At 68.1% G+C, this 12379-nt stretch carries 11 protein-coding genes; 4 read left to right on the top strand and 7 right to left on the bottom strand.

Annotated elements, in window-relative coordinates; genetic code table 11:
• From FBQ73_RS21695 to FBQ73_RS21685, 3 genes are all read left to right on the top strand, one after another.
• On the top strand, window positions 1–110 hold a 110-nt coding region (locus FBQ73_RS21695; RefSeq protein ID WP_138399652.1), incomplete at its 5' end, for an NAD(P)(+) transhydrogenase (Re/Si-specific) subunit beta.
• Between the two features lie 177 nt (window positions 111–287).
• Window positions 288–1706 carry an exopolysaccharide biosynthesis polyprenyl glycosylphosphotransferase gene (locus tag FBQ73_RS21690; protein ID WP_138401556.1) on the top strand — a complete coding sequence of 473 codons (1419 nt, stop codon included), beginning with the start codon at window positions 288–290 and terminating at the stop codon, window positions 1704–1706.
• A gap of 8 nt (window positions 1707–1714) precedes the next feature.
• The gene (locus tag FBQ73_RS21685) at window positions 1715–2689 is read left to right on the top strand and encodes a glycosyl hydrolase family 18 protein (RefSeq protein ID WP_246089867.1); all 975 of its coding nucleotides are present in this window, start codon (window positions 1715–1717) and stop codon (window positions 2687–2689) included.
• A 191-nt stretch (window positions 2690–2880) separates the two neighbouring features.
• Here FBQ73_RS21685 and FBQ73_RS21680 read toward each other — a convergent pair whose 3' ends face one another.
• Window positions 2881–3438: an HAD family hydrolase gene (locus FBQ73_RS21680; RefSeq protein ID WP_138401555.1), complete on the bottom strand. Its 558-nt coding sequence runs from the start codon at window positions 3436–3438 to the stop codon at window positions 2881–2883.
• 215 nt (window positions 3439–3653) lie between these two features.
• Here FBQ73_RS21680 and FBQ73_RS21675 point away from each other — a divergent pair, with 215 nt between their 5' ends.
• Window positions 3654–4463: an FkbM family methyltransferase gene (locus FBQ73_RS21675; RefSeq protein ID WP_138401554.1), complete on the top strand. Its 810-nt coding sequence runs from the start codon at window positions 3654–3656 to the stop codon at window positions 4461–4463.
• A gap of 97 nt (window positions 4464–4560) precedes the next feature.
• Here FBQ73_RS21675 and FBQ73_RS21670 read toward each other — a convergent pair whose 3' ends face one another.
• The 6 genes from FBQ73_RS21670 to FBQ73_RS21645 all read right to left on the bottom strand — a co-directional run bounded on the left by FBQ73_RS21670 (window position 4561) and on the right by FBQ73_RS21645 (window position 12311).
• Entirely contained in the window at window positions 4561–5400 is an 840-nt protein-coding gene (locus tag FBQ73_RS21670) for an FkbM family methyltransferase (protein ID WP_246089865.1), read from the bottom strand.
• A gap of 144 nt (window positions 5401–5544) precedes the next feature.
• Entirely contained in the window at window positions 5545–6573 is a 1029-nt protein-coding gene (locus FBQ73_RS21665) for an acyltransferase family protein (protein WP_138401552.1), read from the bottom strand.
• A 29-nt stretch (window positions 6574–6602) separates the two neighbouring features.
• Window positions 6603–8021: a hypothetical protein gene (locus FBQ73_RS21660; RefSeq protein WP_138401551.1), complete on the bottom strand. Its 1419-nt coding sequence runs from the start codon at window positions 8019–8021 to the stop codon at window positions 6603–6605.
• Window positions 8018–8827, bottom strand: coding sequence for a WecB/TagA/CpsF family glycosyltransferase (locus FBQ73_RS21655; protein WP_138401550.1), 810 nt, complete (start codon window positions 8825–8827; stop codon window positions 8018–8020). The genes FBQ73_RS21660 and FBQ73_RS21655 overlap by 4 nt, the downstream gene beginning before the upstream one ends.
• A gap of 143 nt (window positions 8828–8970) precedes the next feature.
• Window positions 8971–9831, bottom strand: a complete 861-nt coding sequence (locus FBQ73_RS21650; RefSeq protein ID WP_138401549.1) for a polysaccharide biosynthesis/export family protein — start codon at window positions 9829–9831, stop codon at window positions 8971–8973.
• 365 nt (window positions 9832–10196) lie between these two features.
• Window positions 10197–12311 (bottom strand): GumC family protein, encoded by a 2115-nt coding sequence (locus tag FBQ73_RS21645; RefSeq protein WP_138401548.1) that lies wholly within the window; start codon window positions 12309–12311, stop codon window positions 10197–10199.
• Window positions 12312–12379 lie beyond the last annotated feature (68 nt).

Below are 12379 nucleotides of genomic sequence, written 5' to 3'. Positions count from 1 at the left end.
CGGGCTACGCCGGCGTCGAGAACGAGCTGTTCTTCAAGGACAATACCATGATGCTCTTCGGCGACGCCAAGAAGGTCACCGAAGAGGTCGTAAAGGCCCTCGGACACTGAACAAAGGCCTGGCACGGCCGCATGACCCGCCAGAGAGCCGCCCGGTGCCAGCCGGGCGGCTCTTTTCATTGGTGTACATCTGTGCTTTCCCCGGCTTGACTGCCCACGGCTTCTTCCGCAAAACGAACTCCAATCGCGGTCCGGCTCAATAAATTCGGGCGCGTCAGGGATTGGGCGATGACACGTTGGACCCACGGGCTCGTCAACCGCCTCGTCCTGTTATGTGACATCGTCATGGCGGCGCTGGCCGCCATTATCGCCCATGGGCGGTGGGACTTCCTGTCCTGGAGCCAGATCGCCATTCTCTGGGCGATCGGCGTCTTCGCCTATGTGCAGATCCTGCAGGCAGGCCGGGCCTATCGGGTCGAGCATTATGACCGCCCGTTGCGCCAGCTCGGGCACCTGGCGGTGGCCGGCGTACCGGCCGGCGCGCTGCTGGCGATCTGCTACTACGCCATCATCCCCATCGGCTCGACCAACCTTGCCGCGCTGCTCGGCTGGGGCGTCCTCACCGCGGTGGCCCTGATCTTCGGCCGCCTGGTGCTGGTGCGCACCGGCGTGGCGCTGGTGCAGACCCGAGGGGTCCTGCGGCGCAATGCGGTGATCATCGGGGATCCGGCGAGAGCCCGCGATTTCGTGCATCGCTACCGCGAGGAGGAGGGCGCGAACGGCCTTATCACCTTCGTCGCCATGTTCGACGCGGGACACCTGCCGGGCGAGATGACCCCCCCGCCGCCGGCGCCCCCGGGCGTTCCGCTGATGGGCGGGCTCGCCGACCTTCTGGAATATGTAAAGCACAACCCGGTAGACATCGTGGTGGTCGCCAAGAGCTGGGAAGATCCCGCCGCCATCAGCACCATCGCCAACCAGATGTACCAGATCGCCGCCGATGTCATCGTCGAGATGGATCCCGACCGCTTCATTCTCAACGACGCCCGGCTCACGCGCATCGCCGGCGAGCCCGCGCTTCAGGTGCAGCAGCAGCCGCTCAAGGGCTCGCTGGGGCTGTTGAAGGGTGTCGAGGACTATGTGGTTGCCACTGTCGGACTCATCCTCACGGCCCCCATCCTGCTGGCCGCCGCAGCCGCCATCAAGCTGGATTCTCCCGGCCCCATCCTGTTCCGCCAGCCGCGCGTGGGCCTCAACAACCGCGTGTTCCCCTGCTTCAAGCTGCGCACCATGCGGGTGGACCTCGCCGACGACGGCTCGCGCGGCACCACCAAGGACGATCCGCGCATCACCCGGGTGGGCGCCTTCCTCCGCTCCACCTCCATCGACGAACTGCCCCAGCTCTTCAATGTGCTGCGGGGAGAAATGTCGGTGGTGGGGCCGCGGCCGCACGTGCCCAACATGCAGGTCGCCACCAACGTGCGCTACGAGGCGATCCGCCAATATGTGGCGCGCTACCGGATGAAGCCCGGCATCACCGGCTGGGCCCAGATCAACGGGATGCGCGGCGGCATCAACACCCTCGAAAAGGCCGAGCGGGGCGTGGAACTCGACCTTTTCTACATCGAGCACTGGTCCATATGGTTCGACATCAGAATCATGCTGCTCACCATCACCAAGGGCATGGCCGGGCCTGCGGTGTTCTGATCGCCCTGGTGGTTCTGGCTCTTGGGTTGCCGCCCGGCCGCGCCGGCGCGGTGGAGGCGGAGCGACGGCCGTTCCTCGCCTATCTCGCCTCCTGGGCTGAGGTGGCAACGCAGGACCCCGAGAAGACCCTTCTCGCCCGGCTGCCCGGCGCCATCTCCCATGTGGCGCTGGGGTTCGTGAAGCCGGACCTCGCCTATGCCGGCGACCTCGACCTCTCGGGCACCGGCCTCGCCTTCCCCTTTTCCGGTACGGTCCTCAAGGAGGCCATCGCCGCGCTGAAGGCTCAACACCCGAATACGAAGGTGCTGCTGGCGGTGGGCGGCTGGGGCTATTTCGGATGGGATGCGCGGGATTTCCGAGTCCTGGCGCAACTGGTGAAGGATCTCGGCGCCGACGGCGTCGACCTCGACTATGAGACGGCGGATTCCGGCTGCGCCCACACGCCGGACGGCCGAATCGCCTGCGCCGACGATACGCGCGCCATCGCGGTACTGAGCGATCTTCGGGCGGCGCTGCCCCGGCCTCATGTGGTGAGCCTTGCCGGCTGGAGCGTCGGCGCCTATGGCGAAGGCGCCTTCGCCGCCGCGGCGCCGCGCTTCGGCCCCTGGGTCGGCATGATGCGGGCGGTGCTGAAATCGGAAGCGGCGCGGGGGCTCGATCTGGTCTCGGTCATGTCCTACGACGCCGGTCCGGCCTATCAGCCCCTGGAGGCTTTCCGAGCCTATCGCAGCCTGTGGCCGGGACCGCTGGCGCTGGGGATTCAGGTCATGCCGTCTGAATCGGGCGGGGCGCGCTTCACGGTGGCGCGGACGGTGACGCTGCTTCAGGAGGTGCTGGCCGATCCCAAGGCCGGCGCCATGCTCTACGGCCTCGGCCTGGTGCCGCCCGGCCCCACGGGCCCGGACAATCCCGACTATCGCAGCCTCACACGGGCCATCTGCGTCAGCCTCAGCCTTGCGGGGTGCGACGCGCCGGTGCCGTGAGCGCTCGCATCAGGCCAATGGCGCATGCGCCATTGGCCGAGCCCGCGCGGCATTTGAGCGTTGCCCACTTGGCATCGGTCGAAGACCGAGGCCGATGGCATTGTGCCAATGGCGCATGAGCCATTGGCCGAGCCCGCGCGGCATTTGAGCGTTGTCCACTCGGCATCGGTCGAAGACCGAGGCCGATGGCATTAAACCTGCGCGGAGCGCAGGCCGCGCGCGAAGGCGAGGAGGTCGCCGCCGGGAAACAGATGCCCGGCGATGCCGGCCGCCGCCGCCGCTTCCATGTCGGAGGGCTGGTCGCCGATGAGCAGGCTGCGGCCGCGCGCCACTGGCCAGTGGTCCATAAGGTCGAGGATCATGCCCGGCGCCGGCTTGCGCCAGGGATGGACCGCGCGATAGGCCGGCACCGTCGCGTCGGGATGGAAGGGGCAGTAGCGCCAGTCGTCCACATGGGCACCGACGGCCGCAAGCTCCTGCGCCATCCAGCCATGCAGGGCCGCGACCTCCGCTTCCCCGTAAAAGCCCCGCGCGACGCCGGACTGGTTGGTCACCACGAAGACGAGATGGCCGAGCGCGTTGAAATGCCTCACCGCTTCGCGGGCCCCGTCCACCCACCGGAAGTCCTTGGGGGCGTGGACATAACCCGTATCCACGTTGAGGACGCCGTCCCGGTCGAGGAACACCGCCGGGCGGGGCGGGCGTGGGGTGTTCACTGCACCATCTCCTGCACTATCGGGCGCGACCATAGAAAACGGCGGCTTCCCCCGCCAGCCCGTCCCCTCTTAAGCCGTGCGTTGAAGCGTCGCCGCCGCGCCGCCCTGGCGCCGCACGGCAGGCGCTGTCGCCGGCAGTTCCCCTGCCTTTGCCTCCATTGTCTTCCCTCCCGCCTCTGCTATGAGGAAGCGTCAGGGTGGCGAAGACGCCTTTTCCAGCGAGGCGTGGCGGCCTGCGAACAGAGCGCATGCTGAGATCATTGAAGGCCATCCTCGAGCGCCGGATGCCGCGGGCATTCGCATTGCTGTGTCCGCTGGTGGATGCGCGCGCCGCCCATGACCCCGACAGCGAGGTCCGGCTTCTGCCGCTGCTGGTGGCGCCCGGCGACACGGTCTGCGACATCGGCGCCAACCGGGGGTTCTTCACCTATTGGCTGCTCAAGCGCGGCGCCCGGGTGCTGGCCTTCGAGCCGAATCCCCGGCTGGTGCGCATCCTGAAACTGCGGTTTCCCGGCGAGATCGGGTCCGGTGCGCTGACCCTGTTCGAGACCGCGTTGAGCGCCGACGCGGGTGCGGCGGTGCTGCACATTCCACGCGATCTGTCGCCGCTTGCCACCCTCGACGGAGACCTCGCGCAGCAGGTCGAGGGGCCGACGGACAACGTGCGCGTCCCCATCGCGCGGCTCGACGCCTGCGTGAGCGTGCCGGTGAGCTTCATCAAGCTCGATGTGGAGGGGCACGAGGTGAAGGTGCTCGAAGGCGCGAGGGGCATCATTACGGCGACCCGTCCCACCTTCCTCATCGAGGCCGAGGAGCGCCACCGGCCCGGCGCCGTGGCGGCGGTCCGGCAGGTGCTGGAACCCTTCGGCTATCGCGGCTTCTTCCGGCTGGGGCGCGAGATGCGGCCCATCGCCGAGTTCGATCCCGCCGTTCACCAGCCGATCGCGTCTTTGACGTCGGATGGCGCGCGCCCCCGCAAGGGCACGCTCTATTTGAATGATTTCTATTTCGCTGCTCGGCCCGACATCATCGCGCGCCTGGAGCGCTGGCGGGGCTGAGCCCGACGGCCCATGAGCCTTGCTCGTGGGCGGTTGGTCAAGCCCGCGCGGCGCCCGGCTCCGGCCATTAAAAGGCCGATGGTCTGAGCCCTCGCCGTCAGGCGAGGGGGCGGCCCTGCGGGTGGAGTGCCACGTAGTTGCCGAACCGCGTGGGGCGGGTTGCGAGCGGGGTCAGCGTGCCGTCGTCCTGGAGCTGGAAGAAGCCGTAGCCGAGCGCGCCCAGCGCCACCCAGGCCGCCGCCGGATCGCCGCCGTCCTTCAGTAGGGTGGGGCAGTTCATCTCAAAGATGACGGCAGGGTGGAAGCGGCCCAGCGTCCCGGCGGCGCCCTTGATCACACGGTCCTCCGCGCCCTCCACATCGATCTTCAGGCAATCCACCCGCTCCAGCCGCAGGTCGGCGGCGAGGCGGTCGAGGGTGGTGATCTCCACTTCCTCGCTCTCGCTGCTGGTGCCGTCATTGATGAGAGAGAACGCTTGTGGGTCGTCGCCAAGGGGATTGTGGAACAGCACCGCCTTGCCTTCCGTGTCCGAGATGGCCTTGGGCACGATGGTGACGTTCTTGAAGCCGTTGAGGGCGAGGTTGTCGGCGAGCTGGCGGCCGGCCACGGCACCCGGTTCGGCGGCCACCACCCGGCCGGCGAAAGTCGCCGCCTTCAGGGTGAACAGGCCGATATTGGCGCCCACGTCCACAAACACGTCGCCGGAGCGCAGGAATTTCTCGAGATAGCGCACCTCCGGCTCCACCTTGTCGCGCAGCAGGAACACGCTGGTGGTGGTGAAGCGCAGGTCCGCCGGCAATTTCACGCGGGCGCCGCCCGGGGTGATCTCGGCGACGGGGCTGCGGCCCAGCGCCACATGGGCCGCGAGCGAGATGGCCCGGCCGGTGACGGTGAGCGGGGCCTCGCGGAAGGCCGGCTCGTTCACGAGCTTATTCACGCGTCTCCACATGTCACTGACCCCTTGGCTTCGACATCGCCCGGCCCGCACGGTGCCCCCAGCCGGACGCCGGGAATAGACAGCCCCCGCAACGCTTCGGCAAGCGCGTGCAACCGCTTTTTTCGCGCGCCAGCCCATTGCCGGTCATGATGTTGCGGCCCGGTTGGCCCGGGGCTTGCGGCTCATGAGCCGCAGTAATGGCTTTTCGACCGCCAGATGCACCGCGATGGCTATGATGATTGCACCGCCCACCCCGGCGACGGCGCAGGCGATGAACGCGAGCGGCGCCGGCAGTGGAAGGTGGACGAAGACCTGTCCCACGGCCGAAAGTACCATGCCGTGCACCAGATAGAGCGCATAGGAGGCATCGCCCAGCAGCACGAACGCTCCGATGCGCTTCACCGGCCGCGCCCGCTCCAGCACCAGGGCGCCGGCCACCATCAAAGCGGCGGGAATGCCCCACTGGATCACCCGCGTCCCCGCCGGCACATCGCCCTGCGCGAGCAGCGACACGAAGCCGGCGGCGAGGAAGACAAAGCCCCAGCCGCGCGCCAGTGCCGGACCCTCCAGATACCACAGGCCCAGAGCGAGGCCGAAGACGAACTCCAGCATGATGGGCGCGGTGTAGAAGGCGAGGAACGGGTTCTCGCTCGGCACAAGGCGCCCGAGGACGGCGAGCCCGGCGAGGAAGAGCGTAATGGCGGTCAAGCGGACGCGATCGGGCAGCAGCAGCGCCATGCCCCACACCAGATAGAAGAACATCTCGTAATTCAGTGTCCAGCCCGGAACCACCAGCGGCTCCAGCGTGCCGAGCACGGGATGGCGCGCCGGCAGGAACAGGTAGGAGGCGAGGATGTGCCAGGCGTCCGCCTTGCCGCTCTTCACCAGCTGCGGCGCCGCCAGCAGCAGCGCGAGGCTCGCCGTGGTCACGATCCAGTAGAGCGGCACGATGCGCACGATGCGCTTCACATAAAAGGTCGCCGTGTAGCCGTCCCGGCCGCGGGTCGTGACCAGCATCAGGAAGCCGCTGAGCACGAAGAAGATATCGACACCTGCCGCGCCCGACTGCGGCCACGGCGCCGTGAGCCCGAGGCGCGACAGCGGCGCCCCGAGGTGGAACACCACCACCATGAGGCTGGCCACCGCCCGCAGATATTGCAGGGATTCAAGCATGCCGCATCCCTGCGGCGCGCTCGGCGCGGTCAGCCGGCACGTGCGGTTGCTCCCGAGCGTCCGAGGATCACGCGACGGTCTCCCGAAGTGCGGCCGATGCCGAGCAGGCGAGGGTCGCCCGGCGGCGGGCCGGGCGGCAGTGCGCGCCGGCGCCGGTCGAGATAGATGGTGAGCGCCATGACGACGCCAAGCTCTCCGGGTGTGAAGACCACCGAATACACGGCGGAGCTGATGATCAGATACAGCACGTAGTCGCTGAGGGCGAGGGCGAAGGGGTCGTCGAGGCCCCGCGTCAGCCGGAACGCCGTGACAAAGCACCCGAAGTGCAGCGCCGCGAGCAGGACGGCGCCGATGATCCCGTATTCGAAGACGACGCCGATCCATCCGAGATCCGCGATGAAGAACTGGTCGTTGCCGAAGATGTCGTTGAGCGTCACCGTGCTGAAGCGCGTGGTGGCGCCGACCCCGAAGATCCAGCGCATGGGATCGTCGCCGAGGAAGGCGAAGGCCAGCGCCGAGGAGTTCTGCCGCACCGAGAGCGAGGCGCCGAACGCGTCCTGCGCATCACCGGGCGCGGCGCCGCCGGGGAGCAGGCCCAGCTTGCGCCCCACAAGGAAGACGCCCACGGCCACCGCCGCCAGCCCAAGCCCGATCACGATCCGGCGCGCCCGTTGCGGCAGCGACATGGTCATGCCGAACGCCACCACTACCAGCGCCGCGGCGATGGCGGCGCGCTGCTTGTAGATCAACAGCATGGGTGCGAAGGCCAGCGCGACGCAAAGCCCGTAGACGATGTTGCGCCTGAGCACGAAGGCGCGGGAGAGGAAGAACACCAGGATCATGCCGAAGAACATGGGCATGTAGACCCGGTAGCCGCGTTCCAGGTCGAACAGCAGCAGCTTGCTGTCGGCGGGATTGTCCGCATACCAGGACGTGGGCGCGACCAGATAGATGATCACCATCAGGAAGAAGGTTGCCGCGCCGAGGCCGAGCATCGCCTTGCGGATGCTCTCCGGCGGCACGGCCAGCAGCGCCAGCAGCGCCGACAGGCTGAAATAATAGGTGAAGGGCCACGCCTTGATGGTGGTGGTCAGCGCGTCGAGGAAGCCGTTGCCCAGCTGGATCACCGACACCAGCGGCGTGAAGCCGAGCCCGTAGGCCAGCACCACCAGGAACATCCGCCCCACCGGCAGCTTCAGCCGGATCATGCCGTAGAGCGCCAGCGGCAGGGTGAGGAACGGCCAAGCTTTCGACAGCAGGTACGGCGCCGGATACTCGTTGAGATAGTAGAACACCTGCGCGAACAGCGGCAGCGTCGCCGCGAAGGCGAGCTTGGCGAGCACGTGCGCGCCCCCATCGAGCGTGGGCGCCATGCCCGTGGCGCTGCGGCGCAGGGGGATGACCACGCGGCGTTGGGGCGGGTCCCGGCTCGCGGGCTGGTCGGTCACGGTTCCCCGTCTCCGCCGCGTTGCATGCCGTAGGCGGCGGGATTTAGCTTCGCCTTGGCGGCGATGAGGAAGATGGGCAGGGAATCCACGAACACCCGCTCGAAATGGGTGCTGGGGCTCTGCGCCAGCCGGTACAGCCATTCGAGGCCCAGCCGGCGGAAGGCGGGGCTGGCGCGCTGGACGAGGCCGGTGAGGAAATTGAGCGCGCTGCCCACGCACAGCCCCGTGCCCACGGCGCCGCCACGCCGGGCGATCATGTGCGCCAGATATTCCGAGCGCGGTGCCCCCACCACCAGGAACACGTAGCGGGCGGGATGCTCGATGACGAAGCGGATGGCCGCTTCCACCGCGGCTGGATCGTTGATGAAGCCCATGGGCGGCACGTGGAGATTGAGCGTGCGGATGCCGTAGCGCGCCATCAGCCGGCGCTTCATCTCCTCGCTGCCGCCGATCACCGTCACCGGGTCGTCGGGCTGGATCACGTGCTCGAACAACTCGGCGGTGAGGTCGCTGCCGGGACACAGCGGAATGTCGAGGCCGAACAGGCGTTCCGCCAGTAGATGGGGCACCGCCCCGTCGAGCACGTTGAGGCCGGCGTCCGCGAGGGCAGCGGCAAAGCGCTCGTCCTTGCGGGTGTTGAGCCGCACCAGATGGGAGGCGTTGGAGGTGATCACATAGCTGAAGGGCGCGCCCATGGGCCGCGCGCCGAGGACCCGTGCGGCGCCGGGCACGTCAAGGCAGGCGAACGGCGCGCCAAGGAAGGTCTCGGTGCGGTAGTCTGGTGGCGTTTGGAATGCCGCGCGCATGGGTGTTCGACGCCTCTGGTCCGCACCCTCCCGGCGCCGGACTGTCACGAACCGGGGGCGCAGGGGCAGGCGCGCCCTCTCACTTCAGGAAACGGAACCGCAGTATCCCATGAGCGTGCGATGCAAGCCGATGGACGCGTGTTCTATTGCAGGATCGAGGTTCCGCCGCCGGTGGTGGAATAGGAGCCGATCGTATAGCTGAACTGGCGCTGGAACGGCACCACCTTGTTGATGAACTGGTCGATCCACAGATTGACCTCGGCGATGGACGAGCGCGGCACATAGATGATGTCGCCACTCACCAGCGGAACGTCGTTGGCGTCGAACCCGGTCTGGATCACGTCGCGCACATTGACGAGACGCAGCATGGGCTCGTTGTTGGGGCCGCGGCGGATGAGTGCCACCTGCCCGGTGCGCGATTCCTCGGTGAAGCCGCCGGCGAGCAGGATGCCCTGGAGCACGCTGGTGCCCATGTCGGCGAGCTTGAAGGCGCCAGGATGGGCGACCATGCCGCCCACATAGACGCGGGCCGAGGAGGCTTCCTCCAGCGAGACCACCACTTTCTGGTCGGTCAGTTCCTTGCGTGATTCGCGGCGCACATAGTCCTGCACCCCGGACAGGGTGGAGCCCTCCACCCGGATCTGGCCGATGGCGCGCGGCGCGATGGAGCCGTCGGGGCTCACGGTCAGGTCCTCGTCCATCTCGCGGGTGATGAAATACTTGATCTTGATCTTGTCGCCCGGTCCCAGCCGATAGCTCGGCACCTGGTCGTTCCACGGCTTGAAGCGCTCCACGTTCACCTCGGTGAAACGCAGTTCGTGGCCGGTGGTGAACGGCTCGGTGCCGGTGCTCTGGGAGGTGGCGATGGCGGCGCAGCCATTGAGCGCGAGGCCCAATGCGAGGAGGGCGAGCGCGGCCCTGCGCCTTGCCCCCCGCGCCCGAAGTCGGTCGTTTCGGGCCGGGCCGCGAGCGGTGTTCACCACGCCGCATTCTGGCAAGACCATCGACCAACTCCCGCGCCTAATCGTATTCAAAAGGTTAATGCGAAGATTTTCCGGCATGGGCGGACCGCTCTGCACGGTGCGCCAATGGCAAATCTCCGGCGAAAACCCTCGAACGTGGTAAAGCGACCCTAAAGCGGCGTGGTTAACGAAACGCTTAACGATGGTGCCGAGAAACCGATGTCGGAGGGGGCGGCCGTGATGAGGCCTGCGCGCCCCGGCGACCCATCTCCGCCGACGGGAACGATGGGGGATCGGACAGGCGCTGTGGTTCTCGGAGTGGGAATGGGGGCGGTTGGCGCACTCTAACTTGAGGATAGAGCACGCGTTATCCGATCAGCGTGCGGCCCAGGCGGGTCGACGCGTGCTCAGGCGCGGCGATAGAGCCAGTTCGGCAGGTAATAGCGCCGGCCGAGGAAGACGAGGCCGATGGTGAGGCCCCCGCTCTCCGCCACCTGGTCGCGCAGGCGGAGCACCGCCGGCTTGCGCGACTTTTCCGCCTGCACCGCGAGAATGTTGGCATCCACCAGCTGGCTGAAGCGCTGGGTGACGAGGGAGGCGCCGGGCAGGTCCGACGAGATGACGACGCAGTCGAAGGCGCGGCGCAGCTCGGCCATCATCAGTTCCGCTTCGGCGATGGGCAGGCGGAAGTCGAGAAGCGGCGAGCGTTCCGCGTCGGCGGCCGCCCACAGCAGCGGCACCGGCGTGCCGGTCACCGCGATGCCGCCGCGCACGTCGCCGCCGCCGGCGGCCAGCGGGTAGGGCGCGGCGCTCGACAGGTCGATCAGCAGCGTGCGCAACTGGCGCCGCGCGGCGAACTCCTCCGCCAGCCGCCGGGCAAGCCAGGGCAATGCGTCGTCGGCATCGGGGGAGAGGAAATGCAGGACCCGCAGCGGCTCCTCGTCGATGCGGGTGTCGAGCAGCAGGGTGGCGCAACTGCCGATGGCTTCATCCGTGGCGGCATTGCCGGGCCGATCCGCTTCGGCATCGAACACCGCGAGCACCGGCAGGCCGAGCGCGCGCTCCGCCTCGGCGGGGGTGACGAAGGAGGTGCGCAGGGTGGAGGCAAGGGCCCCGGCCGCGCCGCCGAACAGGATCGCCGCGAACAGGCCCGCCGCCACCAGCGGCAGCGCCAGCGAGCGCTTGGTGACCGCCGAGCCGGCCTCCTGGACCACGCGCACCGCGGATTGGCGGGACTGGGCAGCTGCCTCCTCGATGGCGGCGGCCACGGCCCGGCGCTGATATTCGCGGAAGCCTTCGCCCAGCGAATCGCGCTTGCGGTTCAGCTCAATGAGCGGCGTCTCGGCGGCGCGCAGCGCGGCGAGGCGCTCCTCGGCGAGGCGCTGCTGCTGCACCAGCTCGCCTTTCTGCCGGCCGAGGGAATCCTGCTCCACCTTGAGGCTCAGGATCATGTTCTGGATGTAGTTGACCTGCGGGTTGCGCACCGCCCGGTCGGTGGAATAGCGCCGCTCCGAGCGGGTCTTGATGCGCGCCCGGATGGTGGCGATCTGGCGATCGAGGTCGCGCAGCAACTGGCTGCCCGGGGCATATTGGGATGCCACCCGGTCGCGCTCCAGCAACAGCTTGGAGAGGGTGTTGTTGTCCTCGTCGCCGGGCAGGGCGTCGGTCTTCTCGGAGAAATCGAAGACCGAATCAGGCAGCGCCGCGAACTGTTTCTCGGCCTCGGTCACCTGGGCGGCGACGGCGACCTCGCGCTCGGCCACCTGCCGGCGGCGCTGGAGGATGCTGTCCACCTGGTTGGAGGCGAGAATGGCGTCCTGGGCGAAATCGATGATGCCGGCCTTGACCTTGAGCTGCTCGATCTCTCGGTCCACGGCGGAAAGGTCGCTCTGGAAGCGGTTCACCTCCAGCATCAGGATCTTGGCGGTGGGGTTCTCGAACAGGCGGCGGCGCGCGGCGAGATAATTCTTCACCAACGCGTCGGCGGCGGCGATGGCCACGTCGCGGTCGGGATTGGTGAAGCTCACCTTGATCACGTTGGAGCCGGACTGCACCGAGGCCCGCAGGCTGGCCTGGAAACGCTCCACCGCCTTGTCCATCACATCCTTGTCGGAGCTGAACAGGCGGGTGATGGCGGCGAGCCGCCCCGGCGGGAACAGCCGGTCCGTGCCGATCTCGACCACCGTGGCGCGGGCAACGTCGGCGCTCTCGATGATCTGCACTTCCGATTCGACCTGCTTCAGGCCCTCGATGCTGAGCACGGCCGGGCCGGTGTCGGTCACATTCTGGGCGTTGGACACCTCGCGGCTCACGATCACCATGAGCAGGCTGGAGGCGGTGTATTCGGTGCGGCTGGTCGCGGCCACCGCCAGCGCCACCACGAGCGGGATCAGCCCCGCCAGCAGCACGATGCGGATGTGGTAGAAGGCGGCGATCAGGAAATCGCGCAGGGTGAAGGCGGGCGGCGTGGATCCCGTGGCCGGTTCCGTGGCGCCGGTCTGGGCCGCCTGCGGCATCAACATGCGTCCCCCTGCTTCACGCCCGTCTCCCCTGTCTGACCCTTGCTGCGGCGCGGACGGGAGGCTTTTCC

The organism is Xanthobacter autotrophicus, from assembly GCF_005871085.1.
GTDB lineage: Bacteria > Pseudomonadota > Alphaproteobacteria > Rhizobiales > Xanthobacteraceae > Xanthobacter > Xanthobacter autotrophicus.
Note: the sequence above shows the minus strand (reverse complement) of the source record. Positions and strands in the feature narration are given on the sequence as shown.